The sequence below is a fragment of the Falsihalocynthiibacter sp. S25ZX9 genome (assembly GCF_041205405.1).
Classification (GTDB): domain Bacteria; phylum Pseudomonadota; class Alphaproteobacteria; order Rhodobacterales; family Rhodobacteraceae; genus Falsihalocynthiibacter; species Falsihalocynthiibacter arcticus.
Genome location: NZ_JBGFCD010000010.1, coordinates 150,946 through 166,173 on the forward strand (window position 1 = coordinate 150,946; position 15,228 = coordinate 166,173).

Sequence of the window (15,228 nt, forward strand, 5' to 3'; positions counted from 1 at the left end):
ATATGTACAACGAAGACTTCATGCGTCGCGCGATCAGTATCTCCGCAGAGGCGATCGAGACGCCCGGCACGGAACCGTTCGGAGCAGTAATCGTCAAGAACGGCAAAATCGTCGGCGAAGGGATCAATCGCTCGCTGCTTAACCACGATCCCACATCGCATGGAGAGACCGAGGCAATCCGCGATGCATGCCGTAATCTGCAAACTGTCGACCTGCGCGGATGCGATCTATATTCCAGCTGCGAACCCTGCCCGTTGTGCGTGGCAGCGATGAACATCGCGGGCATCGCAGCGCTCTACTTTGCGGCCGATATGGATCAGGCTGCAGCCGCACTTAGCGATTTGCCGGAGAAGGCACGCTTTCCTGTCGATGTGAGCCGGTTGATCCATGAATGCGGGCGTTCGGTTGTGAACAGGCTCATGCCCTCAGAGCAACACCTGTCAACGCAGGCAAGCGAAGTTCTACACACTTGGGCCCGTGCCGCCCGAACTCAGGGGTGAACATGCGGATCCTCTACATAAATCCAAACGCGACCGAGGCGATGACCGATAGTATCGTAGCTGCCGCACGTGCCGCAGTATCAAAGACTGATATCATGGGATGGACAAACCATGACGGCCCAGTTGTCATTCAAGGGCCCCGTGACGGAGAGGCGGCAGTCGACGGTATTCTCGCCTTGTTGCCCCGCGCGCGAGCCGAAAGGGTAGATGCTATCGTCATCGCTTGTTTTGATGACACCGGGCTTATGCAAGTTCGGGCCGCCGCGCATTGCCCCGTGATTGGTATCGGTCAAGCTGCTATGACAGTCGCCGCGTTATATGCCGGGCCCTTCGCTATCGTCACAACGCTCGCGGCTTCTGTCCCAGTGATCACAGCCAATGTGGCTTCTTATGGCTACGATCAGGCATGTTCTGGTGTCTTCGCCTCTGGCTTGGCGGTTCTTGAAGTAGAAGCAGGTGGATCCGATGTGGAAAAGCAGATGGCTAAAAGCATCGCTACGGCCCAGGATGCCGGCGCTCAGTCAGTCATACTTGGCTGTGCAGGCATGTCGCACCTCAAGCCCGCTCTCTCAGACAAAACAAGATTTCGGCTAATTGATGGCGTGGCTGCTTCTGCCCATTTAGCAAAGGCCCTTTTTTAGAAAATCTACTGCATCTAAACAGCCACGAATATTGAATACAATAAATCCGCTCATCGACCGAGTTTATGGCATCAGCACCTAACCGCTTGGTAATCACCAAAGGATGTGCCCAGGGACACTATCTCACCAAATTGTAGGTGGGGGCCAGTTTTCGAAGTGAGACGGCTGCTTTCAATTTAGTTCCGGGGATTATGCTGCCGATAGCTATCGATACAAAGGTCAGAGTGGCTTGAGCGACCAAGAGTTGAATTTTCGCAGCAAACTCGAAACTCGCAAGAAAACCTCCAAGACTGCGACCAAAGTCCGCTTTCACAGCGCGTCCAAATCAATTTTGCGGTTGCGGCGAAAGGCAGCTTCCCGCCCTTTGTGTAAAGGGCTAGCGGACAAGCCTCATGCCTATCTAGAAAGTTCAACTAGACCAGCGAACACTAAACACGCATTGTCATTTCATAGGTATTTAGATTTTCGGGTTAACCAATGAGCAAAGCATATTATCAATCGAATTTAAAAAATTTCTGTATTGAAGGTGAAGCTTCGATTTTGGGGAAGCTCGCAGCACATCATCGTCACGACCTTGAACATCTGCAGCGAAATGCGTGGATAGGGCAGATCCATTATCTTCAAGATGTTTTGGCACCGCTACATTCCGGAGAGGTGTTTTTTGAATTCATCATTCCTCGCATGGGTAAACGGGCTGACTGCATCATCCTGTTTGGTGGCGTTGTTTTTGTCATCGAATTCAAGGTTGGCTCTTCGACTTTCGACCGTCACGCTATCGAACAAGTTCATGACTACGCCCTGGATCTCAAAAATTTTCATGAAGGCAGTCACTCCGCCACAATTGTTCCAGTATTGATTGCAACAAAGGCTGATAGGGCAGATTTCGCGCTGGAGTTTGGAACAGATGGGGTCGCAACCCCGGTTTGCATAGGGTTGTCTGGCCTCGACAACCTTCTCACTCAAGCGGCCGCCATACCACGTGAGCGCAGCATTTCATCGCCCAGTTGGGAAGAAGCCGGATACAAGCCGACACCGACCATAATCGAGGCCGCGCAGGCCCTCTACAAATCTCACGATGTCACAGACATTTCCCGCTCTGACGCGAGCGCTAAAAACCTGATGGCGACTTCTGACCGCATCGCTGAGATCATCGAGACTTCCAAACGCGACCACAAGAAATCAATTTGCTTCGTAACTGGTGTACCAGGCGCCGGCAAAACGCTCGCGGGACTAAACATCGCAGCAAGTCGTGCTGAACGGCATGAGAACGAAAATGCGGTTTTCTTATCTGGGAACGGACCGCTGGTCACCGTGCTGCGAGAAGCACTGGCCCGCGACAAGGTAGAGCAAGGGAAAATGAGCGGTGAAAAAATATCAAAGAAGGATGCTGAGCGGGAGGTGAACCTCTTCATTCAAAACATTCATCACTTCAGAGACCACTACCTAGACGATCCGAATGAGCCATTTGAGCATGTGGTGGTCTTTGACGAGGCCCAACGCGCATGGACAACAGACCAGGCCTCAAAATTCATGAAAGCAAAGCGGGGACTGGCAGATTTCAACCAATCTGAGCCAGAATTCTTGATTGGCGTTATGGACCGTCATTCGCAATGGTGCACGATCGTTTGCCTTATCGGTGGCGGCCAAGAGATCAACACTGGCGAAGCTGGGCTTGGGGAATGGTTGCGAGCGGTTGAGAACCGCTTCTCTGATTGGGAAGTGCATGCCTCAAGCCTCCTGGAAGATCCGCACTATACGGTATCTCAGGATGCTGTAGAGCTCCTGCACTCGCCTAATATCACGAAGCACGAAGACCTTCACTTGTCTGTTTCGATGAGGTCCTTTCGCGCAGAAACGCTATCTGCTTTTGTGTCATCTGTATTGGATGGTGATGCGCCATCGGCCTCTGCGGCGCTGACAGGATTGGGCGATCGATACCCTATATTTCTGACGCGCGACCTTGATGACGCCAAAAACTGGTTAAACGATAGGGCGCGAGGCAGCGAACGGACCGGCCTAGTGGCGTCATCAGGCGCTCATCGTCTGCGCCCCGAGGGTATACATATCAAATCGGCGATTGATCCCAAAAGCTGGTTCCTGAACGATTGCCAAGACGTGAGATCCTCATACTACTTGGAAGATGTTGCAACAGAGTTTGACATCCAAGGCCTTGAGCTGGATTGGGCCGGCATGTGCTGGGATGCAGATCTCAGAATGGTGGATGGCGCCTGGCAGTCTAATGCCTTCAAAGGAAGCAAGTGGCAGACCGTTAGATCTTCAACGCGACAAGTATCTCTGCTCAATGCTTATCGGGTTCTTCTCACAAGGGCCCGTCAAGGCATGATCATTTTCGTCCCGAATGGCGATCCTAAGGATCCAACCCGGCCACCCGATTTCTATGATCAAACCTATGACTATTTGCGGGCATGCGGGATTTCGGAACTCAAGTAGGACAGGTTCCAACTTCCACCACAACCACCTGCCCCACCTGCATCTCCTTCGCATTCAGATCCAGCTCACGGATGATGTACTGGCCTGCACGGCCTGTAATGTGACGGCGGTAGGTTTTGCCTGTTTGGTCGATGAACAGACAGCGGATGTCGCTGTAGTTTCCCCAAACGCCTGCGATGGCCATCAAGGGGATGCCTTCTGGCAGGCGGTCGATCTTTTCGAAGTCGCGATAGTCGATGCCGTATTCCAACGCTTGGCGGAAACTGAGGGTGAATTGGGTGTGTTTAAATTTCATATGGTGCCTTTCTGTGGCTTAAAATGGTCAGAGGGAATGGCCTGCGCTGCGGTGGTTCTCACGGGCGTCTAGTTCTCGTTCAGCCGTTTCTCGGCGTCTTTCGCTAGTTTCCAGCTGGCCTCTAATCCCGCCTGCAGCGTCTCGTAATTCTGCTCCTCTCTCAGCAAGTCGGCCAATGTGGCGACTGATGTGAGATGTGATTTCATCAACAGCGCCACGCAGCGCGCCAAGCCATTCAGCTTGCTCTCGACCCCCTCCGTTGAGCGCGCTTCCAAGGCGCGCAATTCCGTCGCTGAGGCTTCGCAGGCCGTCACCAACCGCTCCACGGATGCGAGCAATTCGCGTTCCAATGCTGTCAGGGTTTCCATCTAATTCAGCACCCTCAGGCAGGTGATTGGCCTGCCTGCCGTCGTGCAACTGGCCATGCGGATCTGACTTGGATCCAAGATCAGATAGGTTTGGTCGTTCAGTGTCACCGACCTCAAACCAAAAGCCGCCATCTCCATGCGCTGGATCTGCCAAACCCATGTCAGGCTGATCGCGATCAACGCTGCCACCCCGATCAAACTCGCCGTCAGCAAGGCCCATGGCGCGATCCGCAGGCGTTGGTGCATCCATTGCGTGCGTTGCGCGGTCACTGAGCGCGTGCGCATCGCCATCTCGGCCAAATCGCTCTCGATTGTACGTCGCGCGTCGGTCAACATGTCCTGCGAGTTCTCGACAAAGCTGGTCATGTGGGATGCCATCAAGTCTTCTTGGTCGCTCTGCATCTGCACCAACTTCATACTCAGCCGCGATTTTTGCGTGGCGGGCTGCGGTCCAGTTTTCATGGGTGAGACTCCCTTCTAGTTTGAATGGTTTTTGGAATTCTGGATCGCGAATGCTGATGGATTTTTCCGCGCGGCGGGTGATTTCAAAACCGGCATCCTCAAGGAAGTCCACCATTGAGGGGCGATCCGTGACCAGACGCGCATCTATCTGGTCATAGATTGCGCCGACGATCACCGCGCGCGCCTCGGCCCGTTCCGTGCTTTCACGCACAATTTTAAATTCGCGGGCGCGGTCTGGCTCCATAGGGTCGGCCCAGTTGTGGGTTTTGTTCAACTGGTCGCGCAGGGTTGCAAACGCCGTTTCATGGCCCGGTGGCGCAATGTTGAGCGCCTTGCCCGTGCTGAGTTCCATTCGTGGCGCGCAAAAATGCAGCTCAACGTTGCCCTCATGAACGTGGCGCACCCAGAGGCAATCGTATTGATCCGCTTCAAGCCCTGCAAAGGCCAGAGCCTCAAATTGCTCAATGGCCTCTTGCTGGGCGTCGCCGCTGGGGGCATCGCGCTCAGTAAAGCTGATCACGCCAGCGGTGTAGGTCCATTTATTGGGGCTGGCATCGATCAGATCGCGGGTGCAATCGGGATTGCCGTGCAGCACCTCGGGCAGTGGGTCGCGGATCTTAGCTTCTGGCTGGCCGGTATCGTCGCGGATCAGGTTGCGGTTTTCGTCATAGGCCAAGACTTCGCGCGCAATCAGATAATCCACAGGAGCCGAGCCGCCGCCGGTGCCCGTGGCAAAGAACGAGATGATCATGCGCTGCCCCCATGTGAGGGCTGAGAATGTGCGGTGATGACCTGCGCCATCTGCCGCTCGATCACCACCAACTGCGCCGCAACTTTGAGCGCATCAATCTGGGTCGCACGCCCTGATTTAACCGCGCTGTTGATCCAGCGGGAGAGTTGATTGAGGTTGCCGCCAACACGGGCAATCGCAAAGGTCAGCTTCGGGTCAACACGTGGGACGGGCTTGCGCCGACGTGCCTCGGTCAGCCCCAAGGCCTCGCGCATCAACGTGGCATTGGGTAGGCCAGCGGCCTGCGCCTTGGCCACAAGCGCTGCCTTTTCCGACGGTGTGCAGCGAAAGATCACGCTTTCGGACAAGCTCGCTTGCGGCCCGTCTTTAACGCCGCTTGCGCGCGTTTGGTTGGGGTTTGAAGGGGAGGCCCGCCGCCCCTCACAAGTCCCGCCGATGTAATCGGTGGGTAACCTTGCTGTTTTCTCTTTGTTTGGATTTGTAACGGTCATGATCTGAGGCCCGCGGTTTGGATTTGTGCCTGCGTCACTAGTTTTGAGGCAAGCAGGGCCGCGACTTGGGTGGCCGTGATGTGTTTGCACATTGGGCTGCGATCGCTGATCCAGCTGGCCAGCCGCTGATGATGGTCGGCTTGCAATGTTGCTGTCTTTTCGCGGCCTTCTGCTTGTTTCTCAACGTAAGCCAGCCAACGTCGTGACTGAAACCAATTGTCGGAGAAGCACACCTTCGAGCGGGTGAATCCTTCGCTCTCGCTCGCATAGGCCTGCACAGCGTCCTCGAGGTCTTTGGCGTCCACTCCGTCGGCCAGCGCTTGGCGGATCTGTGAAAGACAAACCGCTTTTCCTCGAACTCGATCCTCGGGGTAGGCCGCCAAGATCTTTTCTGAAATTTCATCTTCCACCGCCGCCTTCGCCCGCGAAGGATATGGGTTTTGATATGGTTTATATCTGTTCTTATAGGATTTGCCCTCAGGGGCAGACGGCTTGCCCTCAGGGGCAAATGCATCATTTTCCCGTTTGGTCGGATCCATTTGCCCATTTGGGCAAATGGAGTTGCCCAGGGCATACCAACAGGTCCGGTCATAGCGATCATCGCTGAAGTTGCCTTTGAGGATCAGGCCTGCGCTAACCAGCTTTTCGAGCGCTGTTCGGATCTGCTTCTCGCTCAGATAAGGGAAGAGTTCACCAAAGGCCGAGATCGAATTGTAGGTCCAATACCGCCCGTCTCGAAGGTTACGGCGGTTGGCTTGGTTCTTTTCAACCCAGAAGGTGATGTTCTGGAAAATCACCGCTGCATTGAGACCGACACGTCCGGCGATTGTGGGATCAAAGCTATGGCGGCTCATCGAAAATGCCGAACTGGCGTTATTCTCGCAAGAATAGCCTCAATTTCATGGGTATCAGGTTCACCTAGGGTTCTGCATATGTCTTGATACCATTTTCGACCTAACTCATTGATATTTAAAAGGTAAGCTCTGGATTGCAAATCCGTGTACAGGAGTTCGATTCTCCTACTCGCCTCCATTTTCACCATTCTTTTTAACAGCTTGTGATATACTGGATTTCATTCGCTCCGCAAAGCGAAGCGACGGGTATAGCAATTTCCTCCAATATATGGCCTTAATTTCAATAATTTAGCCGCTTCTTACAAGTCCGCTGCATCCGATCTCTGAGTTTACAGGTAGTGCATGGCGTACAGTTAAGGGGTTTTCCACACAAAGTGCTGGAGCCCATTATTCTATTGCAAATAGCCGAATTAGTTCCTCCCAGAGGGCGTCCAGCGCGGGAAACGTGACTTTTTTACGTCGTGCGGCACAGATGTTCCAAGTAAGTCCTTGAGTGGTCTGGATTTCCTTCAACAGACCAAGCGCCGCATGTTGCTCAACTGCATCGCCCATTCCTCCACAGATCAGATCACTCTTACAGGCCAAATCGACCAGAAGTCCGTAATCGTCACATTCGATTTTAGGGATTTGCTCCACCGCCTGCCAAGCCGCGCGATCTCCGCCAAGGATTCCGGCGATCGCGGCCTTCCAATGTTTGTGGATTTTGGCCGAAATGAAGGGATGGCGGAAAACCTCTGCCAAGCTGACCGGCGCGACCGAATGTATTGGATGTTGCGGGCGCGCCCAAAATGAAACGGCCTTTTTCGCTATGACTTGAATGTCGAGATCACTCAGATCAGGCGTGTGGGTCAGATCACAGATCGCAACATCAAGCGTCCCACGCCGTAGAGCATCGAGCGGCTCCTTACCTGCGCTTACCATGACACGCACGCGCAATTCGGGCATCTCCAGAATGAGTTTCTCAATCAGAGGAGTAATTAAAGTGCGTGTGGTTAGCGGACCGCACCCAATATTAAGCGTCGGCGCCCCCGTGGACCTTAAGTGCTCTACGCGTTGTTCGAAAATACCGCTCGCCTCATCCAAATCATTAAGGAGAGTCAGGAATTGCTGCCCTGCGGGCGTTAATTGTGCACCATTCCTGCGGCGCTCGAACAACGAATTCCCTGCGTATTCTTCTGCTTGGGTAATGTAGCGCGAAAAACTTGCAGGCGATGTCCCGATCACTTGCGCCGCTTCCTTAAAACTTTCGTAACGGGCGAGTGCTTGCACTGCTCCAATGCATTTGGTGTCGATCACGGGGGCTCCTGTGCGTTTCAAAAATTGAAATGTAGCTACCAAGTTTTGAATTTAACGACAAAGTCCATCGCTTGAAAGAAGAAAACGTGCAAAACCTTTGGCACAGATTTTAGCACACAGTCCCCCGAAAAAATTCAATAAATCAAGGACTTTCTGATGATTCAACAAAGAATACTTCAATCGACATTAAGCGCATTTGCGCTTTCTATTATAGGAGTCAGCGCCCACGCCGAGAACGCGCGACCCAATATCCTCATTATTATCGCTGATGATACGGGTTTTTCCGATGTCGGGGCCTTTGGCAGCGAAGTGGAGACTCCTGCCATTGACCAACTTGCCGCCGATGGCATGTTGTTCACCAATTTCCACGTTGGCGCATCCTGTTCACCCACCCGCACAATGCTCATTAGCGGCGTTGACAACCACCTCGCGGGGCTTGGGAACATGGCGGAAATTCAAGCTGACAATCAGTTTGGAAAGCCAGGCTATGAGGGCCATTTGAACGACACAGTCGTTACGATGCCGCGTCTCTTGAAGGACGCTGGCTATCATACTTACATGACGGGCAAATGGCACCTTGGCAGCAAGCCGGGTTCAATTCCCCATGACCGCGGCTTCGAGAAATCATTTATGCTTGCCGAAAGCGGCGCCGACAATTGGGTCGAACAGCCCTATGCGCCTTTCTATGACCGCGTGCACTATTTTGAGGACGGTGAACTGGCGAGCCTCCCTAAAGAGGACTACTTTTCATCGAATTTCTATACGGATCGATTGATTGAATATATCGACAGCAACCTTGATGATGATAAACCGTTCCTTGCTTGGATCGGGTATCAGGCCATGCATTATCCACATCAAGCGCCGAAAAAATTTATCGACAAATATGATGGCGTTTATGACGACGGTTTCGAAGCACTGCGTGCCTCGCGTCTCGCAAAACAAAAAGAACTGGGCTTGATCTCGGCTGATGTCGAACTGGATCTTGAGATGCTCAAGACCTCCTATGAGCCTTGGCAGATGCCCGACTGGGAAGCACTTTCTGACGAAGAACAAGCCTTTCGTGCGCGGCAGATGCAAACTTATGCTGGTATGCTCGACAATATGGACGTCAATATCGCCAAGCTGCTTGCTCACCTCGAAGAACGGGGCATTGCCGATAACACGATCGTTGTCTTCATGTCCGATAACGGTCCCGATCCCAACCAGCTTCCGCTAACTGATGCCTATCGCGAGTGGTATAAAGCCAACTACGACAAGGTTTACATGGAAGATTTCAACGGCGATTACTCAAGCATGGGACAAAAAGGCGTCTACGCCGATTACGGCCCAGGTTGGGCTGCGGCTTCTGCTGTGCCGGGTAGTTATTTCAAAACTTTCTCAACTGAAGGCGGGTTGCGCGTGCCGTTGATTGTGCGTTTCCCCGGTGTTGTTGACGCTGGCAGCCGGATCAACAGCTTTTCCTACGTGCGAGATATTATGCCAACATTGCTCGAAATAGCTGGTGTTGACATGCCTGGTCCAGTTTACGACGGCCGTGAAATCAATGTGCCCGACGGTATAAGCATGTTGCCTGTCCTGAGAAGTGAGGTCGAATCCGTTCGTGGCGATGACAATCCTGTTGGTTATGAACTTGCGGGGTCAAGTGCCGTGTTTCAAGGTGCCTATAAACTGATGCAAAACCTCGAGCCCAAAGGTTTAGGGGATTGGGAACTGTATGACATTGAGACCGATCCGTCGGAGCTGCACGATCTTGCTGGTGAAATGCCGGACCTCGTGGAGGAAATGAAAACTTTCTACGCAGAATATTCCGAGCGCGTAAATCTTGTTCCTGTTCCAGAGGGGTATAACCCACTCGAACAGACGGTGATCAACGCCAAGCGTGGAACGTCGCACTAAAATGGCGAATGTGTGTCGCCCCGAAATGGGGCGGCACACAGACCACGATCGTTGGAAAAATCCAGTTGTCTTGCCACTCTCAAAAGCAGTTTGCAAACTTCCGCTAAACCATTGTTTCAACTGACATCAAACCGCCGAAATTTTACAATATATCAATAAAATCAGAGATAGGCGCGAATTTCAAATCCGTGTACAGGAGTTCGTTTCTCCTACTCGCCTCCCAAAAACCACAACCTTTTGCTATGGAATAGAAAATAGCCTTAGATGCTGTACCTTTCGTTCTGTACCTTTCGTTCTGTACCTTTCGTTCTGTACAGAGCCTGTGAACAGTTCTTTCTGTAAAATCCACATACTTCAGTATCAGCTCATACTGACATGCGCGACTGACTCTAGATAACGGCAAACGCGTGATTAAATGGACCAAGACTGACGATTTCGAAGACGCGAAAGAGTTTGCGATCAAGCTGAATTACGAAACCCATGCTCGCATCGAAAACCAACTCCCAGCGCAAACCCGCAATCAAACCCGTGGCTGACTTCGTAAAAAAACGAATGAATAACGTCCTAAACCAAAGTGGCGGGAAAATACCTTACAATTGACCTGCGCCCCAAGTTCCCTCCAGCTTGCGCGGCGTCCTTGGCGTTAAATCTTTTACCTGACGCGGCCATCTTATCCATCGTCTTTCTCTGCAAGAATTCCATCGGGGTCAGGTTTGCCAAACTGGGAACCTCGGTCCCGTTGTCTGAGACTATCGGCTTTGGCATACCACGTTAAGCAATCACCCTATCTAGTTCTCTGGCAACGCGCGGTCCTGACAGCAATGTGTCCGCTATCAGGACCAAGTTCTCTGGACTGTAGTCATCTACAACCGCAAGAATGCGGAAACGCCGGCCTTCGGTTCGCGCGTCAGACACAAAATCCAGTGACCACCGCCGGTTGGGGCCACATGGTAACACCATCGGCTTTCGCGTGCTCAACGCACGCTTTCTACCGTCTCTGTGGCTCATCTGGAGCTTCTCACACCTCAGCTTCTTGTGGTTTACCTCGAAGCCCTCACGCGCAACCATCACTTGGATACGCCCCCTCTCATCGCTGCAAGCAGCAACTGCCGGGCAATGGATACCCAAACCTGCGGCGTTCTCGGGAAACGCACTTGATTGCATTGCGCAGATCAGCATCATCGCCGCGACGCGACAAATACCGCATCGACGACCGATCAACCTGTAAAACATCGCACGCCCGTCGCTGGCTCACCCTGTGCGTCTCGCACAAGTCGGCCACAGCATTCCGCTTTGCCACGGGCGTCACCACTTTTTTGAATTGATGTCCCGCAACATGGCGCACGACCATTGTCCTTAGACCAATGGCGGACAAAGTCACATTCCAACATCTGTTCTGCGAGTGGTTTCTTTAGCTTCCTGTTCCTTAATCATCGCTATGATCTGTTTGCCCGCAAATCGTACCTTCATTTTTCCGTCCTTTTGTTGGGCGGACTCTACACAAAACTGGAGGAGCTTTAGGGGCTCAGGTCACAATGACTACATAGCCGCTCTCAATCGTTGGCTAACTCCTTACTTTGGCAACTGGGATATTGCCAAAATTGACTTAGCAGACCTTACTGCTTTTGATACGTGGCACACCAACAACAATGAACATGTCGCCTTTTCACCAAGCGGATTAAACAATCACAACTCAGCTTTAAATCGAGTTTTGGACGAGGCGGAACTTCACGGGCGAAACGTAAAAGCGTTGCGGTCAACACTTTTGAATAAGGGCAAAAAAGCGGGAGCAGAGACCGTTTCACCAATTCCGAATACGTAACAATTTTCACAGGCCTTCGTCGCCGGCCCAAGAAAACCAGAAACCGTAAAGGGTGAGCGATACCTGAACCGCCTCTCTTGTTAGCTCAAGGTAGGGGCGTGTTCGCATTTTCTCCATCATCTTTTTGCGGAAGGCTTCGGCGGGTGTCTTCCAGCCGAGGCAATTGCGCGGCAGCCAGCGTCTCGCCTTTGAATCGGTGTTTCCGACTGTGCCTTTTTGCCACGATGAAGAAGGGTCATAGAACCAATTCTGTGCCGCGATCTAAGCTTACAGATGTGGCCAGCTAACAATCTCCGTACCGAGATCAAAAGTAATCGATTTGCGGGCGACATAGGGCAGATCTTTGATCGCCTTCATAATTTCGCCCATGGCTGGTTTGGCGCGCTTGCTTGGGATTATCAGAATGAGAGTAATCCGGCTCACACGTTCAACCAGCGAGATGACATAGTTTGCCCAAGCATTTGCTTGAACAGTTTTAAATCTGCCCCCAGTGGCCGAACGGGTGCCTATGAGCCATCTTATCAACAGGAACCCTTGCGTTTCCACTGGCTTGCGGTTGTTTGCTTTGCCAGCAATGAGACGAAATTCTGCGCCGCCCTGTAATACTTAATTGGGTGTGAGCCGTTCCCATCCCGAGTCCCCTCGTTAGATAAACGATTATTTTCTAACAAGAGCCGCAGTTGATGCTGCGCGCACTCAATCCGAAACACACCCGAACAACCTGTCAACTTTGGGGGAGGCCACCGTGTATCCGATTGCCTGAGCAAGCCTTTCCGCCTTCTCGGGTGAACGGTTCCAAAGGAGAATCTGATGCCCTACCGCCGCCAAATTTCTGGCCATATGGCACCCCAGACGACCCAGTCCGACAAATCCGACCCGTATCAGGCGACTTTTTCTGACTTGATTCCAGAAATCGCCTGTACCAGATTATCCTCGTTCACTTCTTCGGAACTAAACTCGCGAATGATTTCGCCGTGGAACATCGCAATGACTCGATCCGAGACGCGCAATACTTCGGGCATTTCCGAGCTAATCACGATGACTGCGTACCCTTGTTTTGCCAAATCACGGATCAAATTGTGGATTTCCGACTTAGACCCCACATCAATGCCGCGCGTTGGCTCGTCCACAATGAGCACCCGAGGCGCCATAGAAAGCCACTTGCCGATGACAATTTTTTGTTGATTGCCACCTGACAAATTGCCGACTTGTTGTCGCCAACTCGGCGTTTTTATCGCCAGTTTGTCGCGATACAGATCAAAGATCGCAATTTCAGCCCCGTCAGAAACGAAGGGCCCCGCCGTAAGATCGCCGACTTGGGGCAACGTCATGTTGTCACGACAGTTCATCCCCAACACCAACCCTTGTTCTTTGCGGTCCTCAGGCACCAGCGAAATTCCGTGCCGGATCGCATCAATGGGAGAGCTAATGTTAACCTCCTGCCCGTCCAACAAAATTTTCCCTGCAGAAGGGCTACGAAGCCCGAATAAGGTCTCGGCAATTTCGGTCCGCCCTGCGCCTACGAGGCCATAAAAGCCGACGACTTCGCCTGCGTGTACCTTGAAATTTACGCCATGGAACAGCGCACCACAGGAAAGATCTCGCACCTCAAGCGCAACCTTCCCAAGGGGGGCGTGCTCGATCGCCGCCGTAAGATCGAGGCTGCGCCCGATCATCAACTGTGTCACCTCGTCTTCATTGGTGTCCGCAGTGATAAGCGACCCGCGATATTCTCCGTCGCGTAACACACTGACCTTGTCGGAAATTGTGAAAATCTCGTCCATGCGGTGGGAGATATAAACGATGCCTACGCCCTGACTGCGCAAATCATTAATGATGTCAAACAGCACAACTTTTTCCGCGTCAGTCAAGGATGCGGTGGGTTCATCAAAGATCACCGCCTTGGCGTCCACCGTGAGGGCGCGGGCGATTTCGACCATTTGTTTGTTGGCAATCGAAAGGTCGCCAACGATAGTTTGCGGTGTGAACCCACACTTCAGACGCTCCAATATCGCACCAGAATCCGCATAGAGTTTTTCAAAATCTACGCGTCCGAAGCTTTTTCGCGGCAGCTCTCCCAAGTAGATATTTTCGGCAACGCTCAACTCATCAGCGAGGCTCAACTCTTGGTGGATGAACACAACCCCCTTGGATTTCGCATCTAAAGGCGAGGCCATGATGGCGGACACTTCTTCAATGAAAATACGCCCCTCGTCGGGTTGGTGGATACCGCCAAGGACCTTCATCAACGTGGACTTGCCAGCGCCGTTTTCCCCGAGAAGTGCATGCACCTCTCCGGGCATAACCTGAAACGAAACGCCATCAAGGGCGCGCACCCCGGGGAAGGTTTTTACGATATTTTCCAACCGCAGTGCTGGGATTTGGTCCGTCATGCTTTCAACTCCTCTTTGCCCTTGCGGTTCAATTGCTGGTCAAAAAGCAGGACGGCAATCAAAATCAAACCGATTACAAGGTTGACCATCGCCGTATCCGCCCCGATGTGACCAAGGCCTTTGCGCAGTAGTTGGATCGCAATCACCCCCCCAAAAGTGGAAATGATCGACCCGCTCCCCCCCGTCAATTTGGTGCCCCCAAGAACAACAGCTGTGATGACCCAAAGCTCGTAAAGGGTGCCATCATTGGGATTCACCGAACCGCTGGCGGCATAAAAAACCACGGCACTGAGGGCCGCGAGAAAGCCGATTAACACAAAGTTCCACACCATATGCGGGCCGACTTTGATCCCCGCATTGACCGCAGCACTCCGGTTGTCCCCAACCGCATAGGCGTTGCGCCCATGAATTGTGCGCGTCATGATCAGCCAGATTATAACGGTCGCAGCAACAAAAATGATCGTCGGAGTTTCAATCCCGAAAACGTCGGATTCAGCAAAATCGACCAGCGTCCAGTTCAGATTAGAGGTGGGATTCTCGCCATTGTACATAAAGACCAAGCCGCGAAAACCGAGCATCGATCCAAGGGTGACGATGAAGGCATCCACACCCGTTTTCCACACGATCATGCCGTTTATCAGGCCTAAAACCATACCGGTGATCAAAGAAAGGAAAATCGAAATAGGTATGACCCAATCCCCAAGACTCGCGAAGATTGGCCAAGTCATACTATCGAGCATAACAACGGCACAAAGTGCGTAGGTTGCACCGACCGAGAGGTCGATATTGCCGTTAATCATCACAATCGTCATACCAAGCGCGATAATGCCGATGGGGGCCGATTGCTTAAACAACAATAACATATTTTCGCCGTCCATAAACGCCTTATCAGAAAGGGATAGGTACTCCCCTGCGACCGAGAAAAAGATCAACTCTAGAACGATGAAGGCCCAGATCGCGTTGTCTTTCAGAAACGTTAGTTTTTTTGAATTTTTCATGTCCGTTCCC

At 52.4% G+C, this 15,228-nt stretch carries 14 protein-coding genes; 5 read left to right on the plus strand and 9 right to left on the minus strand.

Annotation, left to right across the window (positions count from 1 at the left end):
• The first annotated feature begins 2 nt into the window (after positions 1–2).
• The 3 genes from AB9F29_RS12960 to AB9F29_RS12970 all read left to right on the plus strand — a co-directional run bounded on the left by AB9F29_RS12960 (position 3) and on the right by AB9F29_RS12970 (position 3,592).
• A complete protein-coding gene (locus AB9F29_RS12960; protein ID WP_369755973.1) occupies positions 3–500 on the plus strand; it encodes a nucleoside deaminase in 498 nt (165 codons plus the stop codon).
• A 2-nt stretch (positions 501–502) separates the two neighbouring features.
• Complete coding sequence (locus tag AB9F29_RS12965) at positions 503–1,141, plus strand: aspartate/glutamate racemase family protein (RefSeq protein WP_369755974.1); 639 nt, start codon at positions 503–505, stop codon at positions 1,139–1,141.
• A gap of 477 nt (positions 1,142–1,618) precedes the next feature.
• Entirely contained in the window at positions 1,619–3,592 is a 1,974-nt protein-coding gene (locus AB9F29_RS12970; protein ID WP_369755975.1) for a DNA/RNA helicase domain-containing protein, read from the plus strand.
• On the opposite strand, the gene AB9F29_RS12975 is transcribed toward AB9F29_RS12970, so the two are convergent.
• From AB9F29_RS12975 to AB9F29_RS12995, 5 genes are all read right to left on the minus strand, one after another.
• On the minus strand, positions 3,585–3,887 hold the full coding sequence (locus AB9F29_RS12975; RefSeq protein ID WP_369755976.1) for a hypothetical protein: 303 nt from the start codon (positions 3,885–3,887) through the stop codon (positions 3,585–3,587). The genes AB9F29_RS12970 and AB9F29_RS12975 overlap by 8 nt on opposite strands.
• Before the next feature lie 27 nt (positions 3,888–3,914).
• A complete protein-coding gene (locus tag AB9F29_RS12980) occupies positions 3,915–5,468 on the minus strand; it encodes a relaxase/mobilization nuclease domain-containing protein (RefSeq protein WP_369755977.1) in 1,554 nt (517 codons plus the stop codon).
• The gene (locus tag AB9F29_RS12985) at positions 5,465–5,959 is read right to left on the minus strand and encodes a hypothetical protein (RefSeq protein WP_369755978.1); all 495 of its coding nucleotides are present in this window, start codon (positions 5,957–5,959) and stop codon (positions 5,465–5,467) included. The genes AB9F29_RS12980 and AB9F29_RS12985 overlap by 4 nt, the downstream gene beginning before the upstream one ends.
• Complete coding sequence (locus AB9F29_RS12990; protein WP_369755979.1) at positions 5,956–6,813, minus strand: hypothetical protein; 858 nt, start codon at positions 6,811–6,813, stop codon at positions 5,956–5,958. Before AB9F29_RS12990 ends, AB9F29_RS12985 begins: the two co-directional genes overlap by 4 nt.
• Before the next feature lie 387 nt (positions 6,814–7,200).
• Positions 7,201–8,109: a LysR family transcriptional regulator gene (locus tag AB9F29_RS12995; RefSeq protein WP_369755980.1), complete on the minus strand. Its 909-nt coding sequence runs from the start codon at positions 8,107–8,109 to the stop codon at positions 7,201–7,203.
• 156 nt (positions 8,110–8,265) lie between these two features.
• Between AB9F29_RS12995 and AB9F29_RS13000 the strand changes: the two genes are divergently transcribed.
• Complete coding sequence (locus AB9F29_RS13000) at positions 8,266–10,005, plus strand: arylsulfatase (protein ID WP_369755981.1); 1,740 nt, start codon at positions 8,266–8,268, stop codon at positions 10,003–10,005.
• A gap of 407 nt (positions 10,006–10,412) precedes the next feature.
• A complete protein-coding gene (locus tag AB9F29_RS13005; RefSeq protein ID WP_369755982.1) occupies positions 10,413–10,541 on the plus strand; it encodes a hypothetical protein in 129 nt (42 codons plus the stop codon).
• A 1,553-nt stretch (positions 10,542–12,094) separates the two neighbouring features.
• On the opposite strand, the gene AB9F29_RS13010 is transcribed toward AB9F29_RS13005, so the two are convergent.
• From AB9F29_RS13010 to AB9F29_RS13025, 4 genes are all read right to left on the minus strand, one after another.
• A complete protein-coding gene (locus tag AB9F29_RS13010) occupies positions 12,095–12,352 on the minus strand; it encodes a hypothetical protein (protein WP_369755983.1) in 258 nt (85 codons plus the stop codon).
• Positions 12,353–12,523: 171 nt separating this feature from the next.
• The gene (locus tag AB9F29_RS13015) at positions 12,524–12,712 is read right to left on the minus strand and encodes an NAD(P)-binding domain-containing protein (RefSeq protein ID WP_369755993.1); all 189 of its coding nucleotides are present in this window, start codon (positions 12,710–12,712) and stop codon (positions 12,524–12,526) included.
• A complete protein-coding gene (locus AB9F29_RS13020; protein WP_369755984.1) occupies positions 12,709–14,220 on the minus strand; it encodes a sugar ABC transporter ATP-binding protein in 1,512 nt (503 codons plus the stop codon). Before AB9F29_RS13020 ends, AB9F29_RS13015 begins: the two co-directional genes overlap by 4 nt.
• Complete coding sequence (locus tag AB9F29_RS13025) at positions 14,217–15,218, minus strand: ABC transporter permease (RefSeq protein WP_335584658.1); 1,002 nt, start codon at positions 15,216–15,218, stop codon at positions 14,217–14,219. The genes AB9F29_RS13020 and AB9F29_RS13025 overlap by 4 nt, the downstream gene beginning before the upstream one ends.
• Positions 15,219–15,228: the final 10 nt, after the last annotated feature.

Excerpts from the sequence above, each read along its gene's own strand:
- AB9F29_RS12960 (WP_369755973.1), top strand. The coding sequence starts at position 3 with ATGTACAACGAAGACTTCATGCGTCGCGCGATCAGTATCTCCGCAGAG.
- AB9F29_RS12965 (WP_369755974.1), top strand. The coding sequence starts at position 503 with ATGCGGATCCTCTACATAAATCCAAACGCGACCGAGGCGATGACCGAT.
- AB9F29_RS12970 (WP_369755975.1), top strand. The coding sequence starts at position 1,619 with ATGAGCAAAGCATATTATCAATCGAATTTAAAAAATTTCTGTATTGAA.
- AB9F29_RS12975 (WP_369755976.1), bottom strand. The coding sequence starts at position 3,887 with ATGAAATTTAAACACACCCAATTCACCCTCAGTTTCCGCCAAGCGTTG.
- AB9F29_RS12980 (WP_369755977.1), bottom strand. The coding sequence starts at position 5,468 with ATGATCATCTCGTTCTTTGCCACGGGCACCGGCGGCGGCTCGGCTCCT.
- AB9F29_RS12985 (WP_369755978.1), bottom strand. The coding sequence starts at position 5,959 with ATGACCGTTACAAATCCAAACAAAGAGAAAACAGCAAGGTTACCCACC.
- AB9F29_RS12990 (WP_369755979.1), bottom strand. The coding sequence starts at position 6,813 with ATGAGCCGCCATAGCTTTGATCCCACAATCGCCGGACGTGTCGGTCTC.
- AB9F29_RS13000 (WP_369755981.1), top strand. The coding sequence starts at position 8,266 with ATGATTCAACAAAGAATACTTCAATCGACATTAAGCGCATTTGCGCTT.
- AB9F29_RS13020 (WP_369755984.1), bottom strand. The coding sequence starts at position 14,220 with ATGACGGACCAAATCCCAGCACTGCGGTTGGAAAATATCGTAAAAACC.
- AB9F29_RS13025 (WP_335584658.1), bottom strand. The coding sequence starts at position 15,218 with ATGAAAAATTCAAAAAAACTAACGTTTCTGAAAGACAACGCGATCTGG.